This window comes from Undibacterium sp. GrIS 1.2 (assembly GCF_040544435.1).
Taxonomy (GTDB): Bacteria; Pseudomonadota; Gammaproteobacteria; order Burkholderiales; family Burkholderiaceae_D; genus Undibacterium.
Window position 1 is genome coordinate 145,361 of the sequence record NZ_JBEONP010000002.1, and the last position, 17,187, is coordinate 162,547.

A 17,187-nucleotide genomic window follows, 5' to 3' on the forward strand; every position below is an offset into this window, starting at 1 on the left:
CCTAAAAAAATCGGAGACAGGCATGCGGTTTAATAAACTTGATTTAAATCTGTTGGTAGCGCTGGATGCGTTACTGGCTGAGCGCAGTATTACTCGCGCTGCGCAAAGGCTCAATTTGAGCCAGTCGGCAACGAGTGGTGTATTGGCAAGGTTGCGTGATTATTTTGAGGATGAAATATTGACTCAGATTGGTCGCAATATGGTGATGACGCCGTTAGCAGCTAGCCTGGAAGCGCCAGTACGCGAGGTCTTGTTGCAGATTCAATCGACCATCGAAACCAAGCCAGGATTTGTTTTAGAAGAATCGACCCGGCATTTTCGGGTGATTGCCTCAGATTATCCAACTTCAGTCCTGATGGCTGAGGTGGCACGTAAGATGAGTGAACTGGCACCAAATGTTACTCTCGAAATTATGGCGCCTGGCGACGATCACGAAATACAGCTTGATCGTGGCGAAATTGATTTACTCATCATGCCAGCCAAGTATTTAGTCGAGGGTCATGCTAGCGAAGTGCTATTCCAGGACAGCTACAGTTGTGTTGTGTGGAAGGACAATACGATTGTTGGTGACAGTTTGACGCTGGATCAATATATGAGTCTGGCGCACGTCTCGACCAAATTTGGTAAAGCGCAGCCTAGTTTTGAAGAATGGTTTTTACAAAGCACAGGCTTTGCAAGGCGGGTTGAAGTCAGTACCAGTAATTTTAGTTCCTTGCCATTATTGTTAGTTGGTACCAATCGTATCGCCACTATGCATACCCGATTGGCAGATATGTTCGCCGACTATTTCCCGATTCGCTTATTACCACTTCCGATGGATATTCCGCTCTTGGTAGAGATGATGCAGTGGCATAAATTTGTCGATAAAGATATTGCCCATATCTGGTTTCGCACGCTACTCAAGGAAGTTGCCAATGCACGCCGTTCTCCGCTAGCAGCTTAATTTTATCGCGCAAGTTAATATCAATAAGCAATTAGTAAGTAACCATGACCAGCAAAAAAATCGCCTTACTGATGGTATTCACCTGGTTCTTCGTCGGCGGCATCGGACACTTCATCGCCCCGGACTTTTTTCTGAAAATTGTCCCGCCGTCTTTGCCGCTGCGTATTCAAGCGGTGTACATCAGCGGGTTTTTTGAGTTACTTGGTGCGCTGGGTTTGCTGCATGTTCAGTATCGTAAATGTGCAGGTATTGGCTTATTTGTGCTGACAATTACTGTTACACCTGCAAACGTCTATATGTGGCTTAATCCTCAGCTGTTCCCGAAAATACCGGAGTTGCTATTAGGCTTAAGGCTGATATTGCAGGCTCTGTTGTTGGCTGCGATTTGGTGGGCTGCTGCACCAGAGTCTCAAACTAAATAGTTTTATGAGCTTATCAATATAGGTCAACACACCCTAGGCTCACTCAAAAAAGGTGACGCATGAAACTAATTCTTTCCATCTTCATGAGCGCAATCATTGCGATGATCGCTCAGTCCGGTTTCGCAAATTCTATTGAAAATCCTATTGCAAGGACAGCCAAAACAATTGAGCCAACAGACGAGGGTATTGCTGCGCCATCGAGCTTAAAGTCGGCAGGGTGGCAGCGAGTTCATTTAGGTAGCAGCAGTCAGCAGTATGACTTTCCTATGTATGCAAACCACGCTCTAGATGGTGACTTGCGTACTATTAGTGAGGTGATTTTTGTACAGCATGGATTGCAGCGGAATGGCGATGATTATTATGCCGCAGCGGCGGAGTTACTCAAGGCGACTGGCCGCGACCCCGCAGAGATATTGCTGATTGCGCCAAACTTTCCGGGTACCGCTGACACCAGGAAGGGTTTTGTGAATATGCCGATGTGGAGCGGACAAGGTTGGATGAGTGGCGAGAACGCAGTGAATGCGTCTTTTTCTGTCAGCTCTTTGCAAGTATTGGATGATTTACTCGCTTTTGTCACCAATAAAAATCGCTTACCGGCGGTGGTGCGGGTGACGGTAGCAGGGCATTCTGGTGGCGCACAATTGGTACACCGGTACGCGGTGTTAAACAATGTAGATGAAGGCTTGCGCGTACGTGGTATTGTCTTGACTTATGTGATCGCGAATCCTTCATCTTACCTGTACTTCACGGCTGATCGCCCGAACAATTCTGCCGCCTCCGGCTTTGCTCCTTACGACACCGCAGTATGTGCCGACTACGACAAGTATCGCTATGGCATGCGTAACATGGTGCCGTATGCGCAAGGTACTGATGGTATGACTTTATATCGCAGATACGCTCAGCGGCAAATGATGTATTTAGTCGGCTCCGATGATAACGATCCCAATCATCCGGTATTGGATAAAGCCTGCGGCGCAGAGGCCGAAGGTGCGACGCGTTTGCAGCGGGCACGTGCTTATTGGCGCTATGAACGATTGTTGGCAACGCCCCAGCAAGTCATTCAGCATCAGTATTTTGAAGTTGTCGGTGTCGGACATAATCAATCAAAGATGCTGGGATCACGTTGTGGCGCACTGGCGATATTTGCTCTGCCTGAATCAAAAAATATGGCTGCTGCCAGTTGCCGCGCACCGCAATAATCTCTTTTGCTTGATATATGTAAAAAAGGTGTAAACGAAGTCGTAAAAAAGTCGTAAAAATTTGTCTCAATTCTATTAAATATATTCATTGATCAAGCTCAGCATTGTATTGTGCACGCAATCTGCTGAGATAATATCTATCGACTTAGCCCGATTTAATCGCAAGACATCTTGCATAAATTTGCGCTTCCTTTTTACGAGAAGAATAAGCAGTTTTTTTGTAATATCCAGTAACAATAGGTATGAAACGCAAGTACGACTTTCGATGTAACGAAAAATTCACCAACTTCGCTTTTAGCAAAGTTGGTTTTTTTATGCGCGCCATTATTTGCTTGTATCCGGTTAAATTACAAATCAATTACCGTTTAAATATTGCTGCGGCAATGACATCATGAGCACCACTTAAAAATTAAATCAGTAATCGAGAATTACTTTAATCAGCAATGAGCAAATTGCGGAAACGAATTTAGGCAACGAGTTAAAGAGACACTTATGAGCGAGCAAAAAACTGAAACATCCGAATTAACTTTATCTACAAACGCCATGGCACCACTGTACTCAGATAATTTGCCTGTTCCAGTGCTTAAATATGAGTTGCAAGCTGAGCGTCAAATTGATTTGAACAAATTTAGCGATGAGCAAAAAAATCGTATCAATCAAATTGCGTCCAGCGTGTCTTTTTCAGATACCAATAGCCTGATGTCATTTGGCTCTGATGTGCAGCGTGAATTGAGTCAGCATCTGGATCAATTATTAGAAGGTATGCGTACCAGTGAGGCCGGGCGTGCTGGTGAAATTACGATTGCTTTAGCGACTACACTGAAGGATTTAAATTTACCGAAAGTAAAGCAAGAGGTGGAAGGCCACCATAGCCTGACAGATGCCTTAGGAAAAATTCCCTTCGTCGGCGAATGGTTTTCTGCGTTACGGGCTCTTCAACAAAATCACAAAAAAATTACCGATCATCTGACCGCGATTGAGAAAAAATCTCAGGCGCAATTAACCACACTCAGATCAACCAACGACAAGTTAGATCGCATGGTGCAAGGCACGATCGACCATATTAAAAATATGGAGTTGTACATGGCTGCCGGGCAGATACTGGTGAAGCGTGCGCGTGTCGAATTTGAACAGAAGCGCGCCGCAGTTGAGCAATCGCGTGACCTGATTGAGATCGCCAGATTGCGGGACTTTGCCGAGCAGATAAATGCATTTGAAACCCGCATTGTGCGCATCCATATGGCACACAGCCAGTCGATTATTTCGGTACCAGAAATTCGCGCAACGCAGACGGCGTCGATGATAGAAATGAATAATGTCATGGACAGCATTCTGTTTGATTTGCCAAGTCTTAAACGGGCGATCATCAATGTCGCGGCTTTATCTGAAGTCGCCAAAGCGTCTAAGGCAACCGATGCCCGTCGCGCATTGTCGCGTGAGTTAAACAGTATCGGCAGCGATGAATTACAGGCCAGTTATTTGAAAGCAAAAGACAGTCAGGGTGACTTTGCGGCCGATGTTGCAGCTCTTGCTATGTCCGCCGATAAGCTATTGCAAACCATAGAGTTAGGCAGAAAACTTGATGTTGCTAACGTAGGCAAACGTGAGAAAGCGATTACGGAATTGAGCGCGATTAACCGCACATTTACAGACGGTCTAATCCAGTCTGGAAATCAGTTCGTACAAAAAATCGCATCCTGACATGGTTTGAAAAGAGTTATTGGTAGTTATTGTATGTTCCCGTTTTTTTGGAGTTGTTATGTTCCGCGTTCAAGGTTTTTTTAATCCTTATTTAGCAACGGGTCAATCCCGCTTAGATGCCGTGCTGACGATCACATCTGATACGGTCTCTGAAGGGGCTGCCAATGTTAGTGCAAGTGTAATTGGAAGCGCCGCCGCAAATGCCGCCGGTCGTAAAGTCGTAGGCTTTGTTTTAGATGTGTCCGGTTCTATGGGTGGTGAGAAATTATCGCAGGCCAAAAATGCAGCACGCCGGGGAATTGATTTATTGAGTGAAGACATGTGGTTCTTTGTCGTCACGTTCTCTGGCTCTGCCGATGTGATTGTGCGCGCGTGCCCGGCCACCGCCGCCAACAAAGCCGACGCACACAGAGCTATACAAGCGTTGCGTGCATCGGGTTCCACCGCCATGTCAGAAGGTCTAAAGTTTGCCTTGATTGAAGTCAAACGCAGCGGCGCAGCATTGGCCAGCGTGTATTTTCAGACTGATGGAGAAAACAGCTCCGAAGATACCCAGCTAGCGTCCGTGATTGAGCAATGCAAAGGTGTATTCCAATGTGATTGTCGTGGTATCGGCACCGACTGGAAGCCAGCTGAGCTGCGGACGATTGCTTCTGCCTTATTGGGCACCGCCGATGCCGTGACCGACCCTGCCGGACTGGAGGAAGACTTGCGTTCTTTCTTAACGCGCTCTATGTCCAAAGGCATCTCTGGTGCAGTGTTACGCATCTGGTCGCCTAAAGTCGTCAAGCTCACAACGGTTAAGCAAATGAGTCCAGAGATCATGGATTTGATGCCTGTCGCAAAACGCTTGGATGATAAAACTATCGACGTACCGTTAGGCGCATGGGGTACGGAAGCAAGAGATTTTCAGCTGGCATTTGAGTTGCCGGTAGGCGCGATTGATGACGAGATTTTAGCTTGCAGGGCTGCGGTAGTGTATCAACACGCCGGTGTCGAAACCAAAGTCCCATGTGATCCTATTGCGGTTAAATGGTCTGGTGACGATACCCTCACGACCCGTATCAGCAAGGAAGTTGCACACTACACGGGTCAAAAAGAATTGGCCGATTCTATTCAAGAAGGCTTAGATGCAAAAGCCAAAGGTGATGAAGACCGCGCTACCCGCTTACTTGGACGCGCTGCTCAGTTAGCGCAAGAGTCAGGCAATGAAGAAGTGACCAGACGTTTGAAAAAAGTGGTGGATATGGTCGATGCCAGCACCGGCACTGTCCGTCTGAAAAAGGCAGATAAAGCAGCGGATATGGAACTGGAACTAGGCGGTACCCGAACAGTTCGCCGTCGTGCAGCGACACCATCAGCACAACCATAATTAAGTAAATTAGCAAAATTCTATAGTTAAAAACAGGACGTATAACCGGTGAGCAAGCGATGAGTAATATCTGCCCCAAGGGTCATTTTTCGACTGATATTGATTACTGTTCTGAGTGCGGTTCCGCGATCAAATTGCCAGCCAGTGCGAGTAGCTCTGCCGGTTCGGCCACTAACTTAGATAAGTTAGCAGGAAAAAATTTAGTCAGTAGCAAAGCCACAACAAGCTGCCCTGATTGCATGACGGTGCGTCGGCCTGATGCACGGTTTTGCGAAGTGTGTCGCTATGATTTTGAAAAAGCGATGTCGTTTAGTGGTCTACAAAGTGGATTGCAAAGTGGCTTACAAATTGCACAGCCGCTGCCTGCGTTGAATGCAGTGGTAGTTGAGCCAGTGGTAGTTGATGCAGTAGCGGCGGTCAATTCTATGGATACTACAAACACCGTCATTACTCCGTTGGACGATGCGGCACATACAAGCCTTGCAGCAGATGCAGCAGATGCATCAGTGCAACCGTTTGTGCGACTTAAGCTGCGTATTTTGGTGGATAGTAGTTTGTACAAAGATCCCGATCCAGGATTGCCATGCCCGGTCGCTGCGGCAGAAAAAGAGTATCACCTCGATCTGGATGAGCAAACCTTGGGACGTCAGTTTGAAGGTAAGGGAATACATCCAGAAATCGTGGTGCAAGACCCCGGCATCTCGCGCCGACACTTAAAGTTGATGCGGGACGGTGCAGGCCAAATTACGGTATTGGAATTAGGCTCCGCTAATGGTACTGAGTTAAATCAAGCCAATCTCGAACCGGGTGTCGTGACTGCCTTAAAAGCAGGTGATCAACTCACCTTAGGTATGTGGACGAGGATATGCGTCGAGTCGCGCTGATCCGTTAAGGCAGACATGATTTGGTCGCAGCTGATTGCTCATTGGACATTGCAAACCGCGCACTTATTCCTGCGCACTTCTTGCTATCTAAGCGAAGAATCAGCTATTAGATAAATTTATATACTCGTAGTAAGTATATTTAATTGTCCATACGTTTGCTGGTCTATAAGCCGAGTTTATGAAAAATGATGGGGAGTATATGGATTTCCAGCTATGGTTTGCATCTAAGCGGAGTGGAAAGCGCCTCCCAGTGTCGCTGTACTGATCAAGAGTCCTGTCAGGTCTTTAGCTAATTAATTTGTATTCATCAAGGATAAGTAGTCTATGTCATCAACCCTACAACTTGGCGCAGTTGGACTGGCAACCAGTCACCACGACCATTCTGACCAGGTAATTATTCCTCAGACCGAGGACGTCATACGCCAGCTCAGAATCCGGCAATTACTTTGTATTGGTCTCGCGCTAATCGTTTCTATCGTCGGATTTTATACTTACCAAAGCTATGCCTATGTCGTTAATACGGTAGGTAAAGACGCGGTGCCGTCGATCGTCGCAGCAGAAAAAATCCGTATGACCTTAGCCAGCGCGCACACACAAATTGTGAACGTGTTTTTAACTAAAGAAGCGGTCGACGGTAGTGATGGTAAAAACACGCAAGCCTATGTCAAATCGATTGCGCAGGCACATGACTACCTGCTGGTTGCGGCACAGAATATTACCTATGGCGATGAAGAACGTAAGCCGATTTTAGAGTTGATGACGCAATTATCTGCCTATGAGAGATTGGTCGGTATGGCACTTGCCAAACCGGATCAACATCAGTCCTTGTTAAAAGCAGATACGCTGATGCGTGAACACATCTTGCCAGCAGTAGTGGCATTGGATGATGCTAACTTCAAACATTTATCGTCTGCCTATACAGAGGGTGAGCATAAAGCCTTATTATGGCTGATCGCATTCTTACTACTATCTGCGCTGCTCGTTTTGGTATATATAGAGACGCAAATGAAGTTGTATGCCACCTTTAAACGTATGTTAAATCCTGCCATCGCAGCCGGGCTAGCTATCTTTATCGTGAGTGCTTTACTGTTTGCGGTAAAGGCGGGTCAAGTCGTATCCGAGGTCAGATCGGCGAAGGAAGATGCATTTGATTCTGTCCATGCGTTGTCACAGGCCAAAGCGCTGGCCTACACTGCCAATGCACAAGAGAGCGTGTATTTGTTGTTGTCCAAGTCAGAGGCGCAGCAAGCACAAACAACGCTATTCCAAGAGACTGCCAAAAAACTATTTGCGCTCAAACTCCTTGATGTGAAACAGCTTCCATCCGATTTAAAAAGTCTCAAAGGCAATGGCTTATTGGCGGAGGAACTGGCCAATATTACGTATGATGGTGAAGAAAATTTGGCCAGAGATACCTTAAAAGGATGGTTGGAATACGTTCGTATTGATGCGCAAATTCGGCAGTTCGAAACCGCTGGTCAACATGATGCCGCTATCGCTTTATGTTTGGGTACGCAGGTCGGACAATCCGATTGGGCATTTGATCAGTTTATGAAGTCACTGACCGCCACATTAAATTTGAACGAACAGCAATTTGCATTAGCAGTGAGCAGAGCGTTCCACGCCTTGTCCTGGTTATGGATGCTGCTACTGGCGATTTTATTCGCACCGGTCATTGGTATTGCGTTGGGTATCCAACAACGCTTAGCGGAGTTCCGCGAGTGAGTGACTTGGATAGCCTGATTGAATTATGGCAACAACGATTGGCTGCGATCACCACTAACGCAAATGAGTTATCAGATGCTGAGAGTACCAAGCGTATCCGTATCAAATTGCGAGCGCAACATTACACCGGTAACACTCAGATCAAAGCAGAAGACGCGACTCGCAAGCTGAGTAGCTTAGTCGATGATTACGTGCTGTTGGCTAAGGTGGTAGAAGAAGCAGCGCGTATTCACAAGGGTGGGATGTTTAGTGCTTGGGCCAACACCGATGAAAAGGTCACAGCTCTGCTGGAAGGTACATCGATTGTCAGAACGACGGCTCAGGTCTCCATCAAAAATCGTGACTTATTGGGATCGGCATCGGTTAGCGACAGCATGACGCCAGAGCAGTTATTAGCGGTGATGCAGACAGAGTTTGAGCAGGCGCGCGATAGCTTAAATGAGATCGATTATGCCGAGACACATGGCACAGAAGAACTGGCCGGTTTAAAACGTGATTACAGCATCATGGAGGAGCGTGCCCAGCGTCTGAATGCGGCATCAGATCGTCCCTCATTTATTGAAATCCAGGACATTCAATCCGACCCTTTAAATGCGCAGCGTGGTAAAGAATCACTCAAGCGCGGCTTGATGGCGTGGTCTATAACATTGGATCAGCTAGAGAATGCCAGAGCTACCGCAGCGAACGAGCTGGAGCAAGCAAAATTAGCACTGGCGCAGTTGCAAATAATGACGACAGAGTATCAATCGCAGCTTGCACAAGTGCGTGAGTTATTGGGTGAAAACGCAGTCTCATCTTTGCGGTTTCAACCGACATCATCCATGTCACCAATGTCACCCATCTCCATGTTACTGAGTTGGTGCGATACCTTAGAAAGTAGTTTGCAAGCCGGGCAATGGGCTGCTGTAAATGTTGGTGCCAGCAGGCTTAAATTGGCAATTGCAGAAGCACTTGCCAACGGCAATAAAGCGATTGCAGAAGTACAGACAAAAGCTGCTGAGGTAGAAGATTTAAACGGACGCTTTATCGCTTATCAAGCCAAAGATAAGGCGCTGACTTTTCAGTATGGTACTGAGGTAAAAAGACAGACCTTGCGGGCGCAAATCGATGCGGAATTAAAATCGCGTCCGCTGAATTTGGATGCAGTGCGATCAAAGTTGATGATGTATCAGGACATGCTGACTAATGTGTCAGCAATTAAAGACTGAGTATTTACAGGACTTATGCAAAGCCGCCCGAGCAGCATAAGTCTTAATGCACACAAATTAGTTAGACAGGAGTAATTTGAAATGACCATGCCTTGTAGTTATTGCAGCGGAACGATTGTGGAAGATGTCTGCGAAGATTGTGGAAAATCAGCGAAGAAAAATTTGGTAACAGCCGCATCCGGCGGTCTGGATATTACAGATGCGGTAGCGATTGCCAGCATGACGACGGGCCGCACTCGCGGTTCTGCCCGCTTCACTGTCAATTATCCGGCCAGAGCACCAGGTGCTGGTGCGACCAAATCAACTCGTCGTCGTGCAGGTGTTTCTACCCACACCAGCGCGCGCCGCACAGCGCTTGGTGGTGGCTTGATTTCTTTACCGGATTTGCCTAGCCAGGACCCCTTAAAACTCCTGATGGCAGACCCAGAGGTGCCAGCGCACAAGCGCCATTGCCCCAAGTGCGATGTGCATGTCAACCGTGCTAAAGGATTTTGTCCAGCGTGCGGCACACCATACGATTTTGTCGCACGTTTAAAAATGGGCGATGTGATTGCAGGCAAATACGAGATCAAGGGCCCGATTGCATTCGGTGGATTGGGCTGGATTTATCTGGGTTGGGATCAAGTCTTGCAACGCTGGGTTGTGCTCAAAGGTTTGTTAAACGCCAATGATGAAGCGAGCGCTGCAGCGGCGGTAGCCGAGCGGCGTTATCTGGCGGCATTAAAGCATCCCAAGGTCGTCAATATTTACGATTTTGTGAATCAGGGTGCTGAAGGTTTTATTATCATGGAATATGTAGGCGGCCAAACCGTGCATAGCCTGCGCAAGCAGCGCGGCCCGTTGCCAGTGACGGAGGCGATTGCCTACATATTAGGGATACTTCCCGCCTTTGCTTATCTGCATACTCAAGGGCTGGTGTATTGCGATTTTAAGCCAGACAACATCATGATAGAGGGTGGCGATGTCAAGCTGATCGACATGGGCGCAGTACGTAAAACGGGCGATCAAAATGGCGATATTTATGCCACGCTAGGATTTGCCGCGCCAGAGGCCGACACTGATCCGATTGCTGTCTCGGACTTATATACTTTGGGTCGCGCCCTGTCCGTATTGATCATGGACTTCAAGTTCACTTCCGATTATGAGTACGCGTTGCCATCGCCGGATGATCATGATGTCTTGGCGGAGAATGAATCGCTATACCGATTTCTATTGCGTGCAACCCATGTTGATCCCGATGAGCGCTTTCAGACTGCGGATGAAATGGCCGAGCAATTATTTGGTGTTTTGCGTGAGATTGTGGCCTTGCAATCTGGTCCCAAGCCGGTTGATAGCAAAGTGTTCACCAGTGACCATTTAATCCATGCCACAGCCCGGCAATTAGTAGCGCAAGTCGATCCACATGTGCTGCCTACGCTGAGAGTCAATCTTGAAGACAAAGCAGCCAGTGAAGTGATTCGGATTTTGAGTCTGATGGATGAAGTACAGCAAGTTGAAGAGTTGCAGGCGTTAGTGACTAAATACGGCGACCGCGCCGCAGAGCCACGATTGCGTCTTGCAGAAGTCCTGATCCAAAATGCCGGGTTGATGGAAAAGCAGCGCGATGCACTAATCAAAACCACGTTAGATGCGGTTGAGGCTGCCGATCCGTTTGACTGGCGCACCAGTTGGTTACGCGGTTTATGCTTAGTAACTAATGGCGACGGTACCAAAGCGCTAGCCTATTTTGAGCGCTGCTATTTTGAAATGCCAGGGGAACTAGCACCCCGTCTAGCGATGGGACTGGCAGCAGAAATCGCCAATAATGGCGAGCAGGCATTGCCCTATTACGATCGGGTGGGGCGAGTCGATCCTGCATTTGTCAGTGCGCATGCAGGTGCTGCTCGTTGCCATGCAAAAGCCGGACGTTTGATGGACGCGGTCAGCATGTTGCAGCGTGTCCCAAGTAATCACGTATTGCATACCCAAGTGCAATTAGGGATAGCCGAGCTATTATTGACTTACCCGGACGCGATCGATGCAAGCGTCATGCAAAAGGCAGAAACCGCAGTCAAATCAGTGCTGAATACCGGAGGCTCGGTTTTTCAGATCGCCGGTCGTTTAATTAATTTGGTCGTGGAAAAAGCAAAGAGTATGAACTGGCCGCTCAACACGACTTTTTTGGGCGCAAATTTTACAGAACATACTTTACGTCTTGCCGCAGAAGAGCAATTCAGGCGCGCAGCCAAACTGGCAAAATCGGATCAAGAACGGCATTATTGGGTCAGTCAGGCCAATCGCGTACGGCCAGTGACCTTGTTTTAAAGTATTGGACTTATTTTGAACTTGATTGATTTTTTATGCCGGGAGTAATTAGTGAATTGCATTCAATGCGGAGAAACAGTTGATCCTGATTTTTCTTTTTGCGAAGCCTGCGGCGCTGCTGTCGGCGCACCTTCTGTCAATGCGCCCGCGCCAGAAGTAACTAGCAATAGCAACGCAACTCAAGTTGCATCAAGCACAAATCAGGTGATATGCAAATGTGGTCATACCGAGTTTGACCAAGACAATATTTGTGAAAATTGCGGACGCCGTACCGAAATCGCCGATCCGATCGAGGTCCAGATATTAGATGAGCACACCATCAGCGCGACCCATCGCGGCAGACGACATACAGAAAATCAGGATTCTGTCAGCATGGTAGCGATTGATGGCGCTATCGCCATGGCACTTGCTGATGGCGTATCCACCTCTTGCCATGCGCGACAGGCCGCAGATGTTGCGGTCACAGTGGCACTCACTAGCTTAGAAAATAATCCGGGTTTGCCGATCAAAGAACGTTTGGAATTAGCGATAGCCAGCGCCCACGACGCAGTATGCAAACTAGCCTACGACGACACCTCCCTGGCTGAACCAGAAGCAACTTTGGTACTGGCCTTGATCGAAGGCGATCAAGTACATTTTGCTTGGGTCGGCGATTCACGTCTTTATGCAGTTAATCAAGCCAGCCAATTATTACTGACCGAAGATGATTCGTGGTTTAACCAACAAATCAAACTAGGCCTGAACGTAACAACTGCAATGATGGACAATAATGCGCATTGCATTACCCAATGTCTGGGTATGCGTGACGACATTCTGGACATCCATACCGGCAGCGCAAGATTGGACGGAGACACATATATCGTTTTATGTTCTGACGGTTTATGGAATTATTGCGAAGCCCCGGCCGCATTACATCGCTTGTTTGATGCCGATCTTCCTCTGGTGAATCAATGTACGCAATTAATTGATTTTGCGAACGATCAAGGTGGGCATGACAATATTAGTTTGATCGTGCATCGCCAGGTAAACATACAAAAACTCACGTAGAGAGGTGTAACCTAAACACTCTCTACGTGAGTAATAAATATTTACTTATTTGCTAGTAGTCACATCGCCATTGCCAGATACATTGCCGTTACCTGATGCGGAGACTGATGGTAACTGCGTGTTGTTGACGGTTTCTTTCGCGTTACGTTTTGCCGCGCCTGCTGTACCGCTGGCGGTATCACGTGCATTCGCTACGCTGGTGCTTGCATAGCTGCGAGTGTTATCTACTTGTGTTTTTGTATTGCTGATGGCAGGTTTGCTGATATCTGATGCTGAATTTTTTACACCGGATACGGTACTTTGCGCTTGGCCTGCTGTGCCCAGATTCATACTGCCTGATGCATTTCCGTTTACGCTGCCGTTTGAGCTTGCGTTTGCATTACCGCTACCATTAGCGCCACCAATGAGATTTCCTGATGATGTCGTTGGAGCGTTCATTTTTTCAGGTACAGCGCCTGATATCAGATTAGTTGAGCCGCTGCCTGAGCCACTACCGCTGGCTTGTGTAGATGCTGTATTTCCACTTTTATTGATAATGGCGTTACCGTTACCGTTACCGTTACCGACTAGATTACCTGTTGCGTCGCCATTGATCGCCCGTGTGTTGGTGGCATTTCCGGTCAGGTTGCCAGCTGCATTACCGGTAAGGTTGCCTGCAGCGTCGCCGCTGATATTGCGTGCATTACCAATATTACTGACATTGCCGGTCATATTGTCTTGACTGGTACGACTGATGGTAGAGGTAGGGAATGACGACATGCCTCTGAGTGAACCGCCAACTGCGCCGCCAAGGCCACCACCGCCACCGATTGCACCGCCACCACCTAACAAGCCAGCTTGTGCGGATGTGACGATCACTAAACCACTGAGGATAGTTGCGTAACGAATGAATTTAACTGTTGTCATGATGATTCTCCTGAAAGTCACTACGGACAATCCGTAGTAGTAAAAGGAGAACGCTAGGGATGATCGATTTAATCCATCAAAGTAAAAATATTTTTAAAAAAATCTTTAAGTCATCATTGCTAGCGGGTATTAATCAGTTCTGCAAATTCAGTTTAACCCAGATTTTCCATTGGAACAGCGACAAGTGTGCCTTTGGCGGACTGACTGGCTAGACGCGACGACGACGCAAGCTGCATCTTGCTAGGAGGAGCAACAACGCCAGGCAGTTCGCCAAAGGTGCAATTGTCGCTGTAGCGTTCCCACTCAAAACGCGGTGGTGCTATCCCTCTGAAGACCGCACGCCGTCTGCGTTTTTTGCAAAGTAGTAGCGGTCTAATGGAAAATCTGGGTTTAACGTCCGCTCCTTACGCAATAACGTCACTGGATTCCTGCTAAAAGCGTGCAGGAATGAGGCACTCGCATGAGGTTTTTGCACGGTATTTATAATAAGTTTCGCCTTCGCTAGATTAACGAAATTGCTCAGGCCCAGTTCTAAATGATGTGCCGACTATGCCATGACCTAGCTCTTGAGTGACCTTGTCAGGGTCGTCTGTCTTCGCTTGTTTGATCAAATCTTCCAGCGCTTTTTTGGCGTCTTTCACATTCGGCGTAAAGACTTTTTTTGCCAATAGTGCAGCCACAATGGGTGACGCAAAAGAGGTGCCCCGCACCGCTTGGAAAGGTGTTTTTCCTTTCGTGGCGGCTACCATATTGCTACCCGGTGCTGCGATCATGACTTGTGCGCCGCGAGCAGCTTCTGGTAGTACACGCATTTTTGCATCGACCGCGGTGACACCAATCACACCGGGGTAACTGGCGGGGTAGAGCGGTGGTGCTGCGGGTCCGTCATTGCCGACTGCGGCGACTAACAGATAGCCTTTGTTGAGCATGGATTTGACGATGTGTTCTAAGGTTTGATTTGGCGGGCCAACCAGACTCAGATTAATCACTGCGACTTTTTCTTGCGCTAGCCATCCCAAGGCGTCAATCAATTTATCTAAAGCGCCTCCGGTGTCGGTGCCGCAATAGATGTCGGCTGCATATAAAACAGCATTAGGCGACACACCGCTAAATGGCGTTGATTTGCCGACCATGAGTGAAGCAACCGCAGTGCCGTGGGCGGTAGGAATATTTTTATCTGTACAGTCATGACGTTTGATTTGAGCATCTTTAAATACGATATGTTCAGTATCGATGCCTGAATCTATTAAGCCTATGCGAGCTTTAGTGTTTGCTTTTGCTGTTTCGGGCAGTGTCGACGAGGCGAGGCTATTGCTGCTATCAAACGGTGCGGCGAAGTTAGAATGGGATGAAATTGAGAACGAACTCCCGATAGCACTACCACTTTCTAAATAGATATGGTTGTAATCGTAGGTACCGTCTTGATCCAGTTGGTGCAACAAATCCAGTGCATCGGCGGTACTCATATCAGGTGGCGCTTGTAGCACGACTAATGTTTCTTCCAGCGTCTCTAAACGATGTTCGCTGATCACAATAAAGCCCGCTGCACGGACTGCCTTTAACGCCGCGACGGAGGGCGACCATGCGGTGATTTGTTTGCGTACAATCAGCTCGCCTTTGGGGTTGTTCTCCAGTTGCAGGGGATGTTCTTTAAGTAATCGCGTGATCGTCGTCAGGCGTAAGTCTTGCAGCGGGAGTGTGCCGTTTAGCACATCAGTACGTACGAGTTGGTCAAGCCGGTCGATCCGGTTCAGCAAGTTTTGAGAATTTAAGTTACCTAACTGCTGTACCGGTAAATTAATCGACGGCAAGCGAAGCTGCGCCCAGACTGGATCGGCGTTGCAACAGAATGCAACTAGCAACAGCCGGCAAATATTGAGTAATTTAGGTGGCATAGGCATTATTGGGTTGACATAAAAAGGTGAGCTACGCATCAATTACAATAGTGACGTAATTAGCCACATCAGTTCACTTTTGATTGTAGCTTTAAAATAAAACGAATGAGACAGGGATTAAAATCCCTCGCTGTAACGTTTACTTGGTATCTATGGATCAAACAGCAATCAATATTCAAAATGACATTGCCGCCTTATTGCCGCGTCTGCGCCGCTTCGGCCGTGCTGTCACGCGTCATCGGGAAGATGCGGATGATCTGGTGCAAATTGCGGTCGAACGTGCACTCAGTCGCGCTGAGCAATGGGAGGCGGGTACGCGGCTGGATAGCTGGCTATTCAGGATTATGAAAAACGCCTGGATTGATGAAGTAAGGGGGCGCATCAGACGTAGCGATGTGCTGGCACCAGAGGAGGCTGGCGAGCATATTGGCTCTGACCCCAGTGATGGCTATGTACACCAGCTGGCAGTGCAAAAAGCGGTGTCCATGCTGAATGAAGATCAACGTATGGTGGTCAGTTTGGTATTGATCGAGGGCTTACCATACAAAGAGGCGGCGGAGGTGTTGGAGATACCCATCGGCACTCTGACTAGCCGTCTGGTACGTGCGCGGGAGACTTTGCAAGGCTTGCTGTCCGATCCTTCCGGGTCGTCAAAACCAGCTAGCTCAGTTAGTTGATAAAGGAATAGTGATGCGCTTTTCAGATGAAACTTTAATGGCCTTTGCCGATGGCGAATTGGATGCCGAAACGCGGGCGACAATTCAAGCGGCAATATTGCAAGATGCCGATTTGGCGCAGCAGGTTGCGCAAAGAGTCGCGCAACATCAGGCTATGCGTAATGATGTGTTTGCTGCCTTTGCACCTATCGTGGATGAGCCTGTTCCTGCCCGGCTAAGGCTGGCTGCGGCACAGACCACAAGCACGTCTGCAAGCGCAGCAACAACGACGAGCAATAACGTGCTTCAGTTCAATGCCGCAAAAAACAAAGACGCACTTAAAAAGCCGACCTCTGGCTGGTCCTGGCAGCAGTTGGGTGGGTTAGCGGCGATGCTCATCGTCGGTGTGGTGGTGGGTAAATTTGGATGGCAGGACGGCACCAGCTTATCGGCTAACTTGTCGCCGAATGGCGGCATGCTGGCGTCAGTCAATGGTCAGGTCACAGCGCAAGGCAAGTTGGCGCAAGCGTTGACGCAACAGCTTGCCAGTGCACCTGCGACAGACAGTACGGTCAAAATTGGGGTCAGTTTTTTATCTAAAGAAGGACAATTTTGCCGCAGCTTTTTAGCGGAAGATGGTACGCAGAATCCTGGTTTCTCTGGCCTCGCCTGCAAACAAAAGACCGGCAACGACTGGCAAATTGCGGTGTTGGCACAAACCGATAAGCCAGCTACAAGCAGTGGACAAACCGGACAATCGGGGCAATATCGTCAAGCCGCCGCAGAGATGCCCATCGCAGTTTTGCAAGCGATTGATCAACGCATCGCAGATCAGGCCTTGGATGCAGCGGCAGAACGGGCAGCGCAACAGCGCGCCTGGCGGAATGCGCCATAGCGATGTTGCTTGAATCAAATCTGGCTAATT

Annotated in this window: 14 protein-coding genes; 12 read left to right on the top strand and 2 right to left on the bottom strand. The window is 48.2% G+C overall.

Annotated elements, in window-relative coordinates:
* Positions 1-22: 22 nt before the first annotated feature.
* The 10 genes from AAKU61_RS01660 to AAKU61_RS01705 all read left to right on the top strand — a co-directional run bounded on the left by AAKU61_RS01660 (position 23) and on the right by AAKU61_RS01705 (position 12,805).
* Positions 23-943 carry a LysR family transcriptional regulator gene (locus AAKU61_RS01660; protein WP_354329061.1) on the top strand — a complete coding sequence of 307 codons (921 nt, stop codon included), beginning with the start codon at positions 23-25 and terminating at the stop codon, positions 941-943.
* Between the two features lie 44 nt (positions 944-987).
* The gene (locus AAKU61_RS01665; protein WP_354329063.1) at positions 988-1,365 is read left to right on the top strand and encodes a DoxX family protein; all 378 of its coding nucleotides are present in this window, start codon (positions 988-990) and stop codon (positions 1,363-1,365) included.
* 59 nt (positions 1,366-1,424) lie between these two features.
* The gene (locus tag AAKU61_RS01670) at positions 1,425-2,564 is read left to right on the top strand and encodes an alpha/beta fold hydrolase (protein WP_354329065.1); all 1,140 of its coding nucleotides are present in this window, start codon (positions 1,425-1,427) and stop codon (positions 2,562-2,564) included.
* 492 nt (positions 2,565-3,056) lie between these two features.
* Positions 3,057-4,265 (top strand): toxic anion resistance protein, encoded by a 1,209-nt coding sequence (locus AAKU61_RS01675; RefSeq protein WP_354329067.1) that lies wholly within the window; start codon positions 3,057-3,059, stop codon positions 4,263-4,265.
* A 58-nt stretch (positions 4,266-4,323) separates the two neighbouring features.
* Positions 4,324-5,637: a vWA domain-containing protein gene (locus AAKU61_RS01680; protein ID WP_354329069.1), complete on the top strand. Its 1,314-nt coding sequence runs from the start codon at positions 4,324-4,326 to the stop codon at positions 5,635-5,637.
* Positions 5,638-5,696: 59 nt separating this feature from the next.
* Positions 5,697-6,521, top strand: a complete 825-nt coding sequence (locus AAKU61_RS01685) for an FHA domain-containing protein (protein WP_354329071.1) — start codon at positions 5,697-5,699, stop codon at positions 6,519-6,521.
* 324 nt (positions 6,522-6,845) lie between these two features.
* Positions 6,846-8,246 (top strand): GlnX family signal transduction membrane protein, encoded by a 1,401-nt coding sequence (locus AAKU61_RS01690; protein ID WP_354329073.1) that lies wholly within the window; start codon positions 6,846-6,848, stop codon positions 8,244-8,246.
* Complete coding sequence (locus tag AAKU61_RS01695) at positions 8,243-9,454, top strand: hypothetical protein (RefSeq protein WP_354329075.1); 1,212 nt, start codon at positions 8,243-8,245, stop codon at positions 9,452-9,454. Before AAKU61_RS01690 ends, AAKU61_RS01695 begins: the two co-directional genes overlap by 4 nt.
* 81 nt (positions 9,455-9,535) lie before the next feature.
* On the top strand, positions 9,536-11,758 hold the full coding sequence (locus tag AAKU61_RS01700; RefSeq protein WP_354329077.1) for a serine/threonine-protein kinase: 2,223 nt from the start codon (positions 9,536-9,538) through the stop codon (positions 11,756-11,758).
* A 51-nt stretch (positions 11,759-11,809) separates the two neighbouring features.
* Positions 11,810-12,805: a PP2C family protein-serine/threonine phosphatase gene (locus tag AAKU61_RS01705; protein ID WP_354329078.1), complete on the top strand. Its 996-nt coding sequence runs from the start codon at positions 11,810-11,812 to the stop codon at positions 12,803-12,805.
* A 45-nt stretch (positions 12,806-12,850) separates the two neighbouring features.
* Here the strand turns inward: AAKU61_RS01705 and AAKU61_RS01710 are convergent, their stop codons facing one another.
* Both AAKU61_RS01710 and AAKU61_RS01715 read right to left on the bottom strand, forming a co-directional pair.
* Positions 12,851-13,711 carry a hypothetical protein gene (locus AAKU61_RS01710; protein ID WP_354329080.1) on the bottom strand — a complete coding sequence of 287 codons (861 nt, stop codon included), beginning with the start codon at positions 13,709-13,711 and terminating at the stop codon, positions 12,851-12,853.
* A gap of 506 nt (positions 13,712-14,217) precedes the next feature.
* A complete protein-coding gene (locus tag AAKU61_RS01715) occupies positions 14,218-15,606 on the bottom strand; it encodes a S8 family serine peptidase (RefSeq protein WP_354329082.1) in 1,389 nt (462 codons plus the stop codon).
* Positions 15,607-15,758: 152 nt separating this feature from the next.
* On the opposite strand from AAKU61_RS01715, the gene AAKU61_RS01720 reads away from it, so the two are divergent.
* The gene (locus AAKU61_RS01720; RefSeq protein WP_354329083.1) at positions 15,759-16,283 is read left to right on the top strand and encodes an RNA polymerase sigma factor; all 525 of its coding nucleotides are present in this window, start codon (positions 15,759-15,761) and stop codon (positions 16,281-16,283) included.
* A 13-nt stretch (positions 16,284-16,296) separates the two neighbouring features.
* Positions 16,297-17,157, top strand: a complete 861-nt coding sequence (locus AAKU61_RS01725) for an anti-sigma factor family protein (protein ID WP_354329085.1) — start codon at positions 16,297-16,299, stop codon at positions 17,155-17,157.
* The last annotated feature ends 30 nt before the right edge of the window (positions 17,158-17,187 follow it).